Below are 16,176 nucleotides of genomic sequence, written 5' to 3'. Positions count from 1 at the left end.
CAGGTATTTTGAAACGCCTGACGGTTTGATCAGCTAGCCCTGATTGGAGCGGAAATCAACTAAAACAAAAACTGTCGCTAACCTCTACGAGATCTTTAAGATCTCGTAGAGGTGATACACCCGATTGTTTGTTTTAGTTGATTGCAGCGTTTTCTGGGCGAGGGCAAGCCGATTACTTACGTGAGCTTCCGGCTTGGTGAGGAACAGTAGTTACTCAGGTATTTTGAAACGCCTGACGGTTTGATCAGCTAGCCCTGATTGGAGCGGAAATCAACTAAAACAAAAACTGTCGCTAACCTCTACGAGATCTTTAAGATCTCGTAGAGGTGATATACCTGATTTTTTGTTTTAGTTGATTGCAGCGGAAAGCAGGAGCCGAACGGTTATTTATTGCACCTTCAGGTTCGCTCCAAAATATATTACGGAACATATTTCCCTTTGCGCAGCTTTCGCGTGCTGTACACGTTGCCTTTTACAATGGTGTAGCGCGCATACTGGTAGGCACGCAGGTTTTTTAGCGGATTTTCGGGCAGCAGCACAAGATCGGCATAGTTGCCAATGGCTACGGTGCCGCGCTTGTATTCGCCAAGCACGTGTGCGGGGTTTATGGTGGCCGTGCGCAGCGCCTGATAAGGCGTGAGGCCGTAGCGCACAAACTGCAGCATTTCTTCTACCATAGCATAGCCGGGCACATTGTATTCGCCCACATCGGGGCTGCAAAGCAGCACCACGCCTTCGCGGTTGAGCAGGGGAATGAGTTTGCCGAAACTGCCCATGCGCTGCTTTTGCTTGTCGGCGGTAAAGCCTGTGCTGTCTAAGTACTTCCAGGTAGCGGCGAGGCTTTTGTCCCACTGTGCGCGGATGTTTTTGGGCACAATTTTCAGCCCGGCCATCGACTCGCGTTCGTAGGCGGTGTACATATTGTAAACGAGGTTATAATGATGCAGGTTGGGGCAAAACGCCACGCCGGCAATAGCCATGGCGCGAATGGTTTTGCGCTGTGTGGCGGTGTCGGCCTGAGCAAGTTTAAAAAGCGCAGGTGCGTGTTCTATGCTGGCCATTTTTGTGGCAATGGCCTGGGCCAGTCCGCCGGGCGGTGTGTGGCCGGCAATGCGCAGGCCTGCGTTTGCGGCAATAGTGGCAAGCTGTGCAAACTGCAGCGAGTCTAAGCCGCCGAGGTATTTGATGCAGGTGTAGCCTTTGGTTTTTGCCTCGGCCACGGTGTTGAAAATCTTTGCCGTGTTCCAGCTCGAATCGCCGCTTACCGGTGGCGAGGTGAGCCAGAGGTGGGGCCCGGTGAGTTCGCCTTTTTCAATTTTATCGCGGCGCTGCAAGTCGGCTTCGGTGGTACGCATGGAGCGCATGAGGGTAACGCCGCAGGCCATGCTGTAGCGGAAATAATCGTAATGCGGAAAATCGTTTTCAAGATGCGCGTGCATGTCCATAAGCCCCGGCGTGAGATACATGCCGTTTGCGTTAATCACCTGCGCATCAGCCGGAATTTCAGAAACAGTACCGATGCTTTTTATTACACCTTTTTCAATAACCACTGTTTGCCCCACAAGTACTGTATCGGTATTCATGGGAATAATGTTGGCGTTGCGGATAATGAGTGTTTGCGCCTGTACAAACAGCGCCGCCATTAATGCAGACAAGAGAAAAAGTTGTTTCATAGTAACGTGATCGTGTGAAATATAAATGTAGCAGGATTTGCAGAGCTGCATCCGGCCATTTTTACAAGTGGTATGCAGTGGCGCCTGTTTATCAAAAATAATGCCTTGAATGGGTGGATGTTTGCTGAGGTGGCAATAAAGAAATTTCAAGCGTTAAATTCCAAACCTTATTACCTTTGAACGGCCTGCTCCACTCAAGCAATGATTCATTTTCCCTATTACCTCGATCTTTTCGGCACACTCATGTTTGCCATGTCGGGCGCACTGGCCGCATCAGACCAGAAAATGCACCGCGACTGGTTCGGGATTTCGTTTACCGGATTTATTACGGCCATTGGCGGAGGTTCACTGCGCGATATTATGCTTGATATTCATCCGCTGGCGTGGATACGCGATGCACATTATGTAATTGCCATTGGCGCGGGGGTGGTAGTGTCGGTAATATTCCGCAATGTGCTGGCAAAGTTGCGGCGCACACTTTTTATTTTCGATACGCTGGGCATATCGGTGTACACCATTCTGGGTGTGCAGAAATCGTTGCTGGCGGGCGTAAATCCGCTGGCGGCCATTATGCTGGGCATGTTCTCGGCCGTGTTTGGCGGCGTAATACGTGATACACTGCTGAACGAAACGCCGCTTATTTTCCGCAAGGAAATTTATGCCACCGCCTGCCTGGCCGGCGCATCGCTGTATGTGCTGCTCGATTATTTTGGTGTGCCTGCGCAGGTTTGTTCAATAAGCGGTATGGTGCTTATTGCGGCGGTGCGTGTGGTGGCGGTGCGGTACAAGCTCTCTTTACCAAAACTGGATTGAGGGGGAGCGAAACAGAGAAGCAATAAATATCGGCTCGGCTCCTGCTTTCCGCTGCAATCAACTAAAACAAAAAATCAGGATTCACCTCTACGAGATCTTTAAGATCTCGCAGAGGTTAGCGACAGTTTTTGTTTTAGTTGATTTCCGCTCCAATCAGGGCTAAAAATTCAATTGGTCCGGTGTTTCAAAAAGTCCCGGCTTGCAGGCGGTGAAAGGTTGCCGGATGTATTTTCTTCTTCCTGTCAGGGAATGCTGGTTTCATATTCAGGTTTAAAATCACCCGCTGTTATTCCCCATCTTTCTTTGCAATATGCTAGCAATTCATCAATACTAAGAAATCCAGTCTGTTCAAAATCACGCGAATTCAATCTAAACTCCAGATAATCCGTTACAGTTCCCGAAACAACGTAGGTGTGAAGTTTATACAGATGCAAGGTATCCTCCGGAATTTCCTTTTGAATTAATCGCATATACTGCCCTAAAGCAGATTGTTCAAGGCAATCTATCGCTCTTAAGCGTTCTGCGCTTTCAGGTGAATACGGACAGGTATGGATTTCGAAATAACGTGTTACTCCGTTATCATTTATTTCATGATAACGTCCGCGCATGTAATACGGAATCGGCCTTTTCATTTAAGAAAAATCAACGATGTGTGCCTTTGTAACTCCAATGCGTGTAAGTTAACCGGCTTCAGACAGATCAATTGACAACCACACGCACTACAGCTTGCTGTTCCTGCTGCACAATACGCACCTGATACACACCCGCAGGCAGCTGCGAAATATCCATTACTCCATCGCTGCCGGCGGGCAGGGTGCTGCTTTTTACACAGCGGCCGGTGGCATCAAACCAGTCGATGCGGGCGGGCTGTGCAGGCGGCAAGGCAAAACGCACCTGGCCGCTGGCAGGGTTTGGATATACATTAACCTGAAACGCACCGGCATTTTGCACCCCAAGCGGCAGCACGGTAATTGTTTGCTGCACGGTATCGGTAAAGCAGCCGTTGTGTACCACGCCGCTTACCGTGTACTGCCCGGGACCGGGGAATGTGTGTGTGGACGGGTTGCCGGCACTTTGCCAGCCCGTATTGTCGCCGTAGTTCCAGCTGAAGGCATTGGCAAAGGTGGTTTGCAGCGCAAAATCGTAGGTATAGCCGCTGGTTTGCGTGGCGGTAAGGCCGGTGGCCACGGCAATGTCTATTTCGGCCTGCCACAGCGGCAGCGAGTCGAGCACGGTAGTACCGGCAATGGTCTGGAGCAGCTGTGCATCAGCCGCAGGCAAACCGGCTGTGTATTGCAGGCCGGCCGGCGACTGTCCGTAAATAGTGGCAAACATTACACAGGCCGCCAGATACGAGCCATGCAGGCTGGGGTGGCTGCCGTCGCTCACATACAAATCGAATGTGGGATTAGTGGCCAGCACATTTTTCCAGGCTTCGCCCACCGGAGCCACGGCTGCGTTGTTTTGCTGCGCCATAAGCAGGTAGCGGCGGCGCAGTTCGGCCTGCATGCCGGCGTAGGTGCACACGGGCGGGTAGGCTGCACAGTTCTGCGCATCGCCAAACTTACGGCCCCAGGTCATGTAAAAAATAAGCCGCGTGCAGCTGTCGTTCTGTGCAATCTGCCCTTCAAGCACGGTGGCGTAAGGAAGCACGTTTTGCATGATGTATGCCGAATCGAGTGCCGGCTCCTGACTTTGTGCCTGCAAAAACACCACATCCCACGGCTGCTGAGTTATTTTGGCCTGTGTTCCCGCATTTTGCGAATGCATCTGTAGTGTAAACCCGCCGGGCATACTGTTATCCGTAAACATGGTAAATCCGGCGGCCAGCGCCAGATTATCTACCAGCTGAGGCAGGTTGTTTGAAGCAGTGTAGCTGTTTCCAATAAACAGCACATCAGTAGTTTGAGCCGCCAGGCCCCAACCCGATAAAACAAAAACCAATGTGTAACGCAGCTTTTTCATTGCAGAAAGATAGTTAAGTCTGTGTGAATTAACCCCGAAGCACATCACCCAATTTACACCGCAAACAATAAGTTCAGCCCCAAAACCAGCTCATTTTCAAAGGCTGCTTCATTCATTCCCCCTCTATTCGCTGTACAAACTGCCTTTGAATATGCGAGCTCCCCGCTTTAAATCAAATTGTTAATGCTGCGTGAACTTAAAGTTAGCTTGTTAACATTATCATAACACAGAGCAAACCCTGCGTTAATTCTATGTTAGTTTTTTTGCGTCCGTAAATAAAACGTTAGCCGAATATTTCCCAAACGTAACACATGCTCAAGCTCAACCACATCCGTCTGCTTACCCTTGCAGCCACACTGTTTTCACTGTCTGTAATGGCTCAGCCTGTTGCCGACAGTTTGCCAGCAGCAAAGCCGGCACAGATTAAACCTGCGGCTCCGAAAAAATCACATTGGTACGATAAAATTCAGCTTCGCGGCTATACACAGGTACGCTACAACCGCTTGCTCGAAACCAATCCTGATCTGAAATTTGATGGCGACCGCTCAGTGGGCGACAAGGGTGGCGTGCTGATTCGCCGGGCACGTCTTATTTTCTTTGGCGATATTTCTTCGCACCTGTTTCTCTATTATCAGGTTGACTTTGCGTCGAATGCCAGTTCAACCAATATGCACTTCGGACAAATCCGCGACTTGTATGCCGATATTTATGTGGATACCGGCAAGGTTTTTCGCTTCCGTGTAGGACAGAGCAAGGTGCCTTTTGGTTTCGAAAACATGCAGTCGAGCCAGAACCGTTTGCCGCTCGACCGTGCGGATGCACTGAACACTGCCGCTCCCAGCGAGCGCGACCTCGGTGCATTTTTCTACTGGACACCGCGCAAAGCCCGTTACCGTTATGATCTTCTTGCCGAACAAGGCCTGAAAGGCTCAAACAACTACGGTGTGTTTGGTTTCGGGGTTTACAACGGACAAAGCACCAACAAACCCGAGCTGAACAACAGCATGCATGTAATAGGCCGCCTCTCTTATCCGTTTGGTTTTGGCAAGCAGATCCTCGAAATCGGCGTGCAGGGCTACACCGGCTTTTTTACCCTCGAAAGCGGACAGGCTTCAAGCGGTGTAAAGCGGAATTCAACCTCTACCTACCGTGATAAACGTGTGGCCGTAAGCATTGCGCTTGCCCCGCAACCCTTTGGCATCCTCGCCGAATACAACATTGGCGAAAGTCCGATGTACCGTGTGGATAGCGACTCCATCCTCAACACTCCCCTCGAAGGCGGCTTTGTAACCATCTTCTACAAAACCAAACTCCCCAAAACCGGTCAAACTATCATCCCCTATTTCCGCGCCCAGTATTACAGTGGTGGTGTAAAAATTGCCACCGATACAAAGGCACTGAAAATGAATGAATATGATTTCGGTATCGAATATCAGATTATGAAAAGCCTGGAAATTACCACCTGCTACGTGTATTCGATCCGAAACACTTCCGACAAGGCCAATAAGTTTAACAACCAGACCGGCAATTTACTACGGATTCAGGTTCAGTTTAACTACTGATTCAGCAAGGGGATTTGAAAAAATCCCCTTTTTTATGCCCTTTCCGGGCCAACTTAACATTCACTTAATATTGTAAGCCGATGTTTGTATGTGATTTCGGCCATACCCACACGGATTTGCGTTTTTCTCTTTTTGCTGCTGGCTTTAAGTGCCGGTTGTTCGGGCAACTGGCTCACACGACGTAAGAACCGTTCGGTAATCAGCATTAAGGGCAGCGACACCGTATTGCCGCTTGTGCAGCGTGAAGCCGAAGTGTATATGTTACAGGATTCTGTGCCGTCGCTTGAAGTAACCGGAGGCGGATCGGGAGTGGGAATTAAGGCACTGCTTGAAAGCACTACGGATATAGCAATGTCCTCGCGTGCGTTGAGCACCGATGAAAAAATAAGTTTCAAAGCCGCGCAGCTTGATATTGTGCAGCAACCCATTGCTTATGATGCACTGGCAGTTGTGGTACATCCCTCCAATCCGGTGAAACAACTAACCCGCCAACAGATTGAGCACATTTACACCGGACGCATTACCAACTGGAAAGAAGTAGGCGGCAGCGATCAGAAAATTGTGCTTTTCTCACGCGAGTCGAGTTCGGGCACTTATGAGTTTTTTAAAGAGCATGTGCTTGACCGGCGCAATTTCTCCGCATCAGCCCTCTGCGCATCCAGCAACGGCGCCATTGTACAGTCGGTGAGTCAAACACCAGGCGCTGTGGGCTATACCAGTCTGGCGCACCTCAATACATCAGTAAAAGCACTGGCGGTTTCCTATTCGCAGGGACAACCCTATACCTTGCCTGATATGGCATCGCCTGACTATCCGATTTCGCGGCCGCTTTATCTGATCTATGTCCGCAGCGGCGCTGCACATGCGTTGCCCTATATCAATTTTGTGCTTTCACCACGCGGTCAGCAACTGGTAAAAGCCGAAGGTTATATTCCCGTAAACTGAATTAACTTGCACGGGAAACATCAATGAAACTGCTCAGGAAATTTACCGAAAAATTCATCGAAAGCCTGCTCACCCTGAGCGGGGCGGTAACTACGGCTGCAGTAATTCTCATTTTTGCGTATCTCTTCCGCGAAGGGCTTGGCGTTTTTTCGGAATCACCGGTTGAGGCGCGCGTGGTACTCGCCGTGCATCAAAGCAACCCGGTCACAAAACTTGATGCCGATGTGATCCGGAAGATGTACGACGGACAGATTACCAACTGGAAAGAAGCCGGCGGCCCCGACAGGGCGGTTATACCATTTTACCAGAGCGACATTACCCGCTACTTCAGCGATTCGGCGCTGGGGCCGGACTTTACCAATCTGCCGCAGTGCATCGGCCAACTCATAGACAGTATGCCGGGCATACTTGCGGCGTTTGACACCTCGTACACACCGCGCAGTTTCAAAGGCCATTTTGTGCAAACCCGGCAGGTAAGTCTCATTTCGTTTCTCAGCGGGCGCAACTGGTATCCCACAGCCAAACCTGCTGCACAGTATGGTGCATTGCCCTTGCTGCTGGGTTCTTTGTGGGTGTGCATTGCCGCCATACTTATTGCATTGCCCCTGGGGCTGGCCGCCGCCATCTACATCAGCGAAATAGCGCGGCCCGGTGTGCGCCGTATTCTCAAACCTGCGGTAGAATTGCTGGCGGGCATTCCGAGTGTGGTGTATGGATTTTTCGGGCTTATGGTTGTGGTGCCGGCCATACAAAAGTTGTTTGATCTGGAAGTAGGTGAAACAGGACTGGCCGGAAGTGTGCTGCTCGCCATTATGGCGCTGCCGTCTATCATTTCCGTATCCGAAGATGCACTGCGCAGCACGCCGCGCGAAATGAAGGAAGCCAGCCTTGCGCTGGGCGCTACACAGTGGCAAACCATCTGGCGCGTGGTGTTGCCGTGGTCATCATCAGGCATTGCGGCGGCAGCGGTGCTGGGCATTGGCCGTGCTGTGGGCGAAACCATGGCTGTGCTTATGGTTACCGGAAACGCAGCCGTTATTCCACACTCCTTGCTTGAACCCGTGCGCACGTTACCCGCCACCATTGCCGGCGAACTTGGCGAAGCCGCACAAGGCAGCACACACAGCAAGGCGCTGTTTGCGCTTGGCTGTTTGCTGTTTTTAATTACACTCACATTCAATCTGCTGGTCGAGTACTTAGTCATCAGGCGCAGGAGGGCTGCCGGACTATGAACGCACCGGAAAAGAAAATTGCGCTTTCAGACCTGTTCAAAGCCGCTTCGGCACGCAAGCGCAGGCAACAGCAGGTAGCCTTTGCACTGCTGCGCGCCATGAGTGTGCTTGTGGCATTGCTGCTGCTGCTCATTGTAGGCTATATTACAATTAAAGGAGCACCGGCGCTAAGCTGGGAATTCCTTACCGCATCGCCTAAAAACGGCATGACCGAGGGTGGTATTTTCCCCGCCATTGTGGGCACGCTGTGTCTTGCAGCGGGCAGTATGCTGTTTGCATTTCCGGTAGGCGTAATGGCGGGCATTTATCTGAGCGAATATGTATCAAACGGCCCGCTGAAACAGTTTATCCGCATTATGACCAGCAACCTTGCCGGTGTGCCTTCCGTGGTATTCGGACTGTTCGGCATGTCGATGTTTGTAAACGGGCTGGGCTTTGGCAGCAGCATTCTGGCGGGTTCGCTTACGCTGGCGGTAATGGTGCTGCCTGTGGTAATCCGCACTACCGAAGAAGCGTTGAAGGCCGTTGCCCCTGCTCACCGCATGGGCAGCTACGCACTGGGCGCCACACGTTGGCAAACTACAAGGCGTGTAGTACTTCCGCAAGCCATGCCGGGCATTCTTACCGGCTTTGTGCTTGCTGTGGGCCGCGTATCAGGCGAAACAGCTCCCATACTTTTCACCGCTGCCGCCTACTTCCTCACCCGCCTGCCTGAAAGTATTTTCGATCAGGTAATGGCGCTCCCCTATCACCTCTATGTGCTGGCTACCAGCGGCAACGATATAGAAAAGTCTCAGCCGGCTGCATTCGGAACTGCACTGATATTAATTTTACTGGTGCTGCTCATGAATATGCTTACTGGTTTGCTCCGAAATCGCCTGAACCGTAAAGCCGGAGAAAAAATATAATCACGGATATTAAAATGAATCTTCATTCCGAAAATAAAGGCACACAAAAAGGCACTCTTGAAAAACCGGTCAAGATTTCCACCTCACAGGTAAATCTTCACTACGGCAATTTTCATGCGCTGAAGGGAATAAACATGAAGATTCCGGAGAAAACCGTAACCGCACTTATTGGCCCCAGCGGATGCGGCAAAACTACCTTTCTCCGCCTTTTTAATCGCCTGAACGATCTTATTCCCGAAGCCCGTATTACCGGCGAGATATTTATCGACGGACAGGATATTTACAGCCGGAGTGCCGATGTGGATCAGTTGCGGAAAAATGTGGGGATTGTGTTTCAAAAGCCCAATCCGTTTCCGAAAAGTATATACGAAAATGTGGCTTACGGCCTGCGTGTAAACGGAATTACTGAAAAAGGATTTATTGCTGATCACGTAGAGTATGCGCTCAAGCGTGCTTTTTTGTGGGATGAAGTGAAAGACAAACTGCGGCAGTCGGCATGGAAGCTTTCGGGCGGGCAGCAGCAGCGCCTTTGCATTGCGCGGGCGTTGGCGGTGGAACCTTCGGTGCTGCTTATGGACGAACCGGCATCGGCACTCGACCCGGTTTCAGCGGCGCGTATTGAGGAGTTGATTTACTCGCTCAAAGATCAGTACACCATTCTGTTTGTCACACACAACATGCAGCAGGCCGGCCGTGTGAGCGATTATACGGCATTCTTTTACGAAGGCGAACTGATTGAAACCGGCTTCACCAAAGCCATTTTTACCAATCCCCAAAATCCGAAAACGCAGAATTACCTCACCGGGCGCTTCGGATAATAATTATTGAAAACGCATCAGGCATGACGCACCTCGATACCGAATTACACCTGCTGAAAGAACAGCTCATTGATATGCAGCGGTTAGTGCGCGCGCAAATCGGCAAGTGCAAAAACGCACTCGTGCAATTTGACCACGGCCTGGCACGCGAAGTACTGGAACTGGAGCGTAAAATCAATTCGCTCGAACTCAAAACCGACCGCGACTGCGAAAACATACTGGCGTTGTTTAATCCGGTAGCAGTGGATCTTCGGTTTATTCTTGCCGCGCTTAAAATTAACACCAACCTCGAACGGATTGGCGATAATGCCGAAGGAATTGCGCGCTATGTACTGGATGTGAAAACACCCTTCCCCGAAGAACTCATTACAGCCTATCGTTTTGACGAAATGTATAAAACGGCTGTAAGTATGCTGGATGACTCGCTGGAAGCGTTTATTACAGAAAATACCACATTGGCCCGCGACGTATTTGCGAAAGACGATCTGCTCGACGAGATAAACCTTGCCGCCACACAAACTACACTCAAACTGATTGGAAGCGCACAGGATCCGCTGCATTGCCTGAATATGCTGTCCATCATCAGAAAGTTAGAACGCGTGGGCGACCAAACAAAAAACATCGCCGAAGAAATTATCTTCTTCGTCGAAGCCAAAGTACTCAAACATGAATCAGACAGCTGATTTTCAGATAGTTAACATTGGTAACATTAACTTAACCTGACTATCAGACAGGTAAATTACCTTTGCCGCAGATTAGTCCTAAACCAATCCTGAATTCAATGGGAATTTTACAATTACTCGTCCCGAAAGACCGCAAGTTCTTCCCGCTTTTCCAGCAGGCTACCGAAAACCTGATTAAAGCATCAAAAGTGCTCAACGAAATGGTGATTACCACCGTTCCCGAAAAGCGCAAGGAACTCATCAAGGAAATTGAGCATCTCGAACACACGGGTGACAACATCACCCACATGATTTTTAACGAACTCAGCCGCAACTTCATTACGCCGTTTGACCGTGAAGACATTCACGCACTCACCTCGGCTATTGACGATGTACTTGATTTTATTCATGGCTCATCAAAGCGTGTGGAGCTTTACCGCATGGATACGCTGAACGAGTCGGTAGTGAAGCTGGCTGAAATTATTCTCAAGGGTTCTATCGAGCTGAATGTAGCTGTGGTGAACCTGAAGAATATGAAAGACATCACTGCCATTAAAGAAGCCTGCGTAAAAATCAACAGCCTCGAAAACGAAGCCGATGATATTTTCAACCGCAGCATTGCTTCGCTTTTCGAGACCGAGAAGGATGCCATTCAGATCATCAAGATCAAGGAACTGCTCTCGGCACTCGAAACTGCAACCGACAAGTGCGAAGATGCAGCCAACACCATTCAGTCTATTCTGATTAAATACGCATAAGGCGTAACCACTGTTCGTTATGATGACAGTACTCATAATTATTATCGTGCTGGCCATTGCATTCGACCTGATTAACGGGTTTCACGATGCAGCCAACTCGATTGCCACAGTGGTTTCGACCAAGGTACTTTCGCCCTTTCAGGCGGTGCTCTGGGCAGCCTTTTTCAACTTTGTGGCGTTCTGGATTTTCGACCTGAAAGTAGCAGATACCGTGGCAAAAACGGTACACAGTGATGCAATTAACCTCACTGTAATTTTTGCCGGTATGGTGGCTGCCATTTTCTGGAACCTGCTTACCTGGTGGTATGGCATTCCGTCAAGCTCGTCGCACACACTTATAGGCGGTTTTGCAGGTGCAGCCATTGCACACGCAGGCACGTTTGCCGTAGTGAATCAGGAAAGCATCATCAAAACCTTTCTCTTCATTTTCCTGGCGCCAATTATTGGTCTTGTAGTTTCGTATCTGCTCACCGTACTTATTCTGAACATTGTACGCAACTCGCCCCACGCCAAAACCGAACGCTGGTTTAAACGCCTGCAGTTGGTTTCTTCGGCCGCATTCAGTATCGGCCACGGCGGCAGCGACTCGCAGAAAGTAATGGGTATTATTGCCGCAGCGCTCATGGTATTTAATGCCGCAATGATAAAGGTTGATAGCAATTACAAAACCGAAAGCTGGAACACACTCGGGTTTGCTTACGAAGACGAAATAACCAAAGACAAGGTTACACTGCCTGAGGGTGCCACCTATGCAGTATATAAGAAGGAATACCAGAAACAAACCGGACACAAGCTCAAGGAAAAAATCAAACACATTCCCGACTGGGTTCCGCTGGTATGCTATGCGGCTATTGGTTTAGGCACCATGATGGGCGGCTGGCGCATTGTGAAAACAATGGGCACAAAAATCACCAAAGTAACACCGCTCGAAGGTGTGGCAGCTGAAACAGCGGGTGCCATTACGCTTTACGGTGTATCGCAGGGCATGGGTGTACCGGTTTCTACCACACACACCATTACCGGTGCCATTATCGGTGTGGGAGTCACCAAACGTGTGTCGGCCGTGCGCTGGGGTGTTACGGTAAACCTGCTCTGGGCGTGGATTCTTACCATACCGGTTTCGGGTGCGGTAGGCGCGGGGGTGTATTACCTGCTCGATATGTTTATCTGATTTAGTGGAAGTATAATTTTTTGAAGAGGCTGTTTCGAACCCATGAAACAGCCTCTTCTTCTTTTCTGCCGCGCAAAACCACTCTGGCAGAAATTGCGAACTTTGCGGCATGAATGCGGCCACACTGCGAAACGGGATTTTTACCGCTGCTGATTACGATGCCCTCACCTTGCGCGTATTCAGGCATCAGGCGCAGCACGTGGCCGTGTACCGCGAATTTGTGCAATTGCTGGGCATTACACCCGAAAACGTAACCAGTCCCGCACAGATTCCCTACCTGCCGGCCAGTTTGTACAAAACACACCGCATACTGGAAGACGGCCTGCAGCCGCAGCAGATTTTTACCAGCAGCGGCACCACGGGCCAAATTACCTCGCAGCATTTTGTAGCCGATGTTTCGCTGTATGAAGAAAGCTTCATGCGCAGTTTTGAATTGTTTTACGGCGATATTCAAAACTACGTCGTGCTGGCGCTGCTGCCTTCGTACCTCGAACGCGAAGGTTCATCGCTGGTATATATGGCCGATGCGCTGATAAAACGCAGCAACCGCCCCGAAAGCGGTTTTTACCTGCACAACCTCGCCGAACTGGCTGCCTTGCTCAGGCAACTCAGCCAGGCCGCACAACCGGTGCTGTTGCTGGGTGTAACGTATGCCCTGCTCGATCTGGCCGAACAGTTTCCGCAGCCGCTGCCGCACACCATAATTATGGAAACCGGCGGCATGAAAGGCAAACGCCGCGAAATGATACGCGAAGAAGTGCATGAAACGTTATGCAGCGCGTTTTCCGTTGCACATATCCACTCGGAATACGGCATGACCGAGCTGCTTTCGCAGGCCTACTCAAAAGGCGACGGGATTTTTTACTGCCCGCCGTGGATGCGCATTCACATACGCGAAATGAACGACCCGCTGAGCACGGCCGGATTCGGAAAAACAGGCGGCGTATGCATTACAGACCTTGCCAACCTGCATAGCTGCAGTTTCATTGCCACACAGGATCTGGGCAAACTGCATGAAAACGGCAGCTTCGAAATACTCGGCCGTTTCGACCACAGCGATGTGCGCGGCTGCAACCTCATGGTGGGCTAACGATTGGCATTCGCAACCCGAATGCCATTTATTATTTACCCACAACCGTTTCTCAAATGCCGTTTGCCGGTGAACTGGCCTTGCCGTAAATTACACTATCCTTACCAACTTTCATCACCATGCGCTACCTGCTGCTTGTTCTCGTTATCGCTTTTACCGCCTGCAAACGCGACAATTCGCGCATGGTTACCGTGAATGTGAAACAGGCCAGCGGATCGGCCACGTGTACAATAAGCTACACGCAAAACGTCGCCGGAACAGAAGTGCAGACTACCTCCTCTGCCACAAGCTGGACATCGCCCGTGCGCCGTGCCGAACCGGGCGAGTTTATGAAAGCTAAAGTGAGCAGCACCTCGCCGCAGTATTCCTTTCTTGTAACCATTTATGTTGACGGAGGAATCTGGAAACAGGGCACATTGCAAAGTCCGCAGGGCGAGATTGTGCTGAGCGGTGAAATTCCGGCGCAGTAAATTTAGAACCCCATCACCTCACGCACGCGTTGCAACACCGGCAAGGCAATTTCACGCGCTTTATTTTCGCCCTTTTTCAACTCGGCTTCCAGCGATGCGCGGTCGTTCATGTAATGGTGATATGACTCGCGCTGGGTTTTGTAGGCATCAAGAATAAGCTCGTACAGCGCCGTTTTGGCGTGACCGTAGCCGAAATTACCGGCGAGGTATTTTGCCCGCAGTTCTTCGGTTTGAGCGGCTGAAGCAAGCAAACGGTAAATGGCAAACACATTATCGGTATCCGGATTCTTCGGCTCTTCGAGAGGAGTGGAATCGGTTACAATGCTCATCACCACTTTCTTCAGTTCCTTTTCGGGCAGGAAGATGTTGATGAAGTTGTTGTACGACTTGCTCATCTTGCGTCCGTCGGTGCCGGGCACTACCATTACCTGTTCGTCGATGCGGTGTTCGGGCACCACGAAAATTTCTTTCTGATAGTGATGGTTGATGCGTTCGGCGAGATCGCGGGTAAACTCAATGTGTTGTTTCTGGTCTTTGCCTACGGGTACGATGTTTGAATCGTACAGCAGAATATCAGCCGCCATGAGTACGGGATAGGTAAACAAACCCGTATTTACATCGGCGCCATTTTCTGATTTGTCTTTGAAAGAGTGTGCAAGCTGCAAACGCTGAAACGACATAAAGCAGCTCAGGTACCAGGTAAGTTCGCATACTTCGGGCACACTGCTCTGGCGGAAGAGAATATTACGTTCGGTATCGAGTCCGAAAGCGAGCCAGGTGGCGGCCACGGCGTGTACACTTTCGCGGCGGGCAGTTGCATCGCGCTGGCTGGTGAGCGAGTGTAAATCGGCAATAAAGTAAATGGCGTGATTGGCCGGGTCGTGCGAAAGCTGCACCGCAGGCTGCACCGCACCAAGAATGTTTCCGAGGTGAGGAATGTTGCTGCTCTGAATGCCGGTAAGAATGCGACTCATGGTAATTTGTATTCAGATGAAGCGTAAAAGTAAGGAAGTTGTGGCAGGGAAATGTGAGGTAGTCGGGCGGGAATATTTTATTATCCTCATTTACAGCAAAATGATTTATCCTGGCTGAGGCATTCGTAAACAAGATTTATATTGCCCAGAAAATAAATTATGGCTTATTTTTTCTTTATTGATGAAAGTGGTACAGACCACGATAAATCTCCTTATGAAGTACTTTGTGGTGTATCAATAAATGATTGTAATTTATGGAATATGATTTCTCAGTTAAAACAACATGAGGAACAACTATTTGGAATGCGTTATGGTACCAGCCATAGAGAAATTAAGGGGCAGACATTTCTCAAAAGTAAGGTCTTTAAACATGCCGCTTTACACCCGCCAATACCAGCCGAGGAAAGGACAACTCTTGCCCGGGAATGTCTTTCTGATGGGAAAAATTCTACAACCCGCCATTGGGCTGCTCTGGCACAGGCCAAACTTGAATATGTAAAACGATTGCTTGATTTATGTATCAGATTCAGAGTTCGGGTATTTGCCACTATTTCGTCGGAGTCTGGAAAACCCAGAATTACTGATGGTGACCCGGAGGGTTTGCTCAGAAGAGATTATGTGTATGTGCTTGAGAGGATGTATTATTATTTGGATGAAAAAAGACTGAAGAGCAAGGCATTGTTGTTTTTGATGAATTTGAAAAGTCACACAGCCATAAATTAATCACAGAAATCGAAAACTACTTTAAAAAAACAACTAAAGGCAGGCAAAGATCTTCACTCATCATACCCGAGCCATTTTTCGTTCATAGTGACTTAACAACGGGGATTCAAATTGCAGATTTGATTGCTTACCTTATTTGCTGGGGTCTGCGACTAAAAAGTATGGAGAAACCGATTAGAAGAGAACTACATGAATTTGTGGAAATGTTAAAATCACTCAGATATACTACCTATCGAACAGTAGGTGAAATAAACAAAATGGAAATTTGGAGCATAATCTACATAAAATAAAAAAAGGCAGAATCAGTTTCCCGACTAAGCCTCCAACACAAATATAACTAATATTAATTGTTTTCAAATTTTTTGCAGTTATTTTTCTGATTTGTTCTGCCTAAACACATAGTTTTCGGCAG

General features: G+C 49.5%; 17 protein-coding genes. 13 read left to right on the top strand and 4 right to left on the bottom strand.

Annotation, left to right across the window (positions count from 1 at the left end):
• Positions 1-419: 419 nt before the first annotated feature.
• The gene (locus IM638_01095; protein MCA6361609.1) at positions 420-1,673 is read right to left on the bottom strand and encodes an amidohydrolase family protein; all 1,254 of its coding nucleotides are present in this window, start codon (positions 1,671-1,673) and stop codon (positions 420-422) included.
• Positions 1,674-1,877: 204 nt separating this feature from the next.
• On the opposite strand from IM638_01095, the gene IM638_01090 reads away from it, so the two are divergent.
• Complete coding sequence (locus tag IM638_01090) at positions 1,878-2,486, top strand: trimeric intracellular cation channel family protein (GenBank protein MCA6361608.1); 609 nt, start codon at positions 1,878-1,880, stop codon at positions 2,484-2,486.
• 242 nt (positions 2,487-2,728) lie between these two features.
• On the opposite strand, the gene IM638_01085 is transcribed toward IM638_01090, so the two are convergent.
• Together IM638_01085 and IM638_01080 are read right to left on the bottom strand one after the other, a co-directional pair.
• Entirely contained in the window at positions 2,729-3,094 is a 366-nt protein-coding gene (locus IM638_01085; protein MCA6361607.1) for a hypothetical protein, read from the bottom strand.
• Positions 3,095-3,185: 91 nt separating this feature from the next.
• On the bottom strand, positions 3,186-4,451 hold the full coding sequence (locus IM638_01080) for a T9SS type A sorting domain-containing protein (GenBank protein MCA6361606.1): 1,266 nt from the start codon (positions 4,449-4,451) through the stop codon (positions 3,186-3,188).
• 311 nt (positions 4,452-4,762) lie between these two features.
• Here IM638_01080 and IM638_01075 point away from each other — a divergent pair, with 311 nt between their 5' ends.
• The 10 genes from IM638_01075 to IM638_01030 all read left to right on the top strand — a co-directional run bounded on the left by IM638_01075 (position 4,763) and on the right by IM638_01030 (position 14,067).
• Complete coding sequence (locus IM638_01075; GenBank protein MCA6361605.1) at positions 4,763-6,013, top strand: porin; 1,251 nt, start codon at positions 4,763-4,765, stop codon at positions 6,011-6,013.
• Between the two features lie 90 nt (positions 6,014-6,103).
• On the top strand, positions 6,104-6,958 hold the full coding sequence (locus tag IM638_01070; GenBank protein MCA6361604.1) for a phosphate ABC transporter substrate-binding protein: 855 nt from the start codon (positions 6,104-6,106) through the stop codon (positions 6,956-6,958).
• A gap of 23 nt (positions 6,959-6,981) precedes the next feature.
• On the top strand, positions 6,982-8,190 hold the full coding sequence (pstC, locus tag IM638_01065) for a phosphate ABC transporter permease subunit PstC (protein MCA6361603.1): 1,209 nt from the start codon (positions 6,982-6,984) through the stop codon (positions 8,188-8,190).
• The gene (gene pstA, locus IM638_01060) at positions 8,187-9,098 is read left to right on the top strand and encodes a phosphate ABC transporter permease PstA (protein MCA6361602.1); all 912 of its coding nucleotides are present in this window, start codon (positions 8,187-8,189) and stop codon (positions 9,096-9,098) included. Before pstC ends, pstA begins: the two co-directional genes overlap by 4 nt.
• 14 nt (positions 9,099-9,112) lie before the next feature.
• Positions 9,113-9,916: a phosphate ABC transporter ATP-binding protein gene (gene pstB, locus IM638_01055; protein MCA6361601.1), complete on the top strand. Its 804-nt coding sequence runs from the start codon at positions 9,113-9,115 to the stop codon at positions 9,914-9,916.
• 23 nt (positions 9,917-9,939) lie between these two features.
• A complete protein-coding gene (gene phoU / locus IM638_01050; GenBank protein MCA6361600.1) occupies positions 9,940-10,599 on the top strand; it encodes a phosphate signaling complex protein PhoU in 660 nt (219 codons plus the stop codon).
• Between the two features lie 98 nt (positions 10,600-10,697).
• Complete coding sequence (locus IM638_01045; GenBank protein MCA6361599.1) at positions 10,698-11,336, top strand: DUF47 domain-containing protein; 639 nt, start codon at positions 10,698-10,700, stop codon at positions 11,334-11,336.
• A gap of 22 nt (positions 11,337-11,358) precedes the next feature.
• Positions 11,359-12,507, top strand: coding sequence for an inorganic phosphate transporter (locus tag IM638_01040; GenBank protein MCA6361598.1), 1,149 nt, complete (start codon positions 11,359-11,361; stop codon positions 12,505-12,507).
• A 109-nt stretch (positions 12,508-12,616) separates the two neighbouring features.
• The gene (locus IM638_01035) at positions 12,617-13,597 is read left to right on the top strand and encodes an acyl transferase (GenBank protein MCA6361597.1); all 981 of its coding nucleotides are present in this window, start codon (positions 12,617-12,619) and stop codon (positions 13,595-13,597) included.
• A 119-nt stretch (positions 13,598-13,716) separates the two neighbouring features.
• The gene (locus IM638_01030) at positions 13,717-14,067 is read left to right on the top strand and encodes a hypothetical protein (GenBank protein ID MCA6361596.1); all 351 of its coding nucleotides are present in this window, start codon (positions 13,717-13,719) and stop codon (positions 14,065-14,067) included.
• A 2-nt stretch (positions 14,068-14,069) separates the two neighbouring features.
• Here IM638_01030 and trpS read toward each other — a convergent pair whose 3' ends face one another.
• A complete protein-coding gene (trpS, locus tag IM638_01025; GenBank protein ID MCA6361595.1) occupies positions 14,070-15,041 on the bottom strand; it encodes a tryptophan--tRNA ligase in 972 nt (323 codons plus the stop codon).
• Positions 15,042-15,200: 159 nt separating this feature from the next.
• On the opposite strand from trpS, the gene IM638_01020 reads away from it, so the two are divergent.
• Both IM638_01020 and IM638_01015 read left to right on the top strand, forming a co-directional pair.
• A complete protein-coding gene (locus tag IM638_01020; GenBank protein MCA6361594.1) occupies positions 15,201-15,764 on the top strand; it encodes a DUF3800 domain-containing protein in 564 nt (187 codons plus the stop codon).
• Complete coding sequence (locus IM638_01015; protein ID MCA6361593.1) at positions 15,719-16,054, top strand: DUF3800 domain-containing protein; 336 nt, start codon at positions 15,719-15,721, stop codon at positions 16,052-16,054. Before IM638_01020 ends, IM638_01015 begins: the two co-directional genes overlap by 46 nt.
• Positions 16,055-16,176 lie beyond the last annotated feature (122 nt).

The sequence above is a fragment of the Bacteroidota bacterium genome, assembly GCA_020402865.1.
Taxonomy (GTDB): Bacteria; Bacteroidota; Bacteroidia; order Palsa-965; family Palsa-965.
This window is presented reverse-complemented; position numbering and strand designations above follow the sequence as displayed.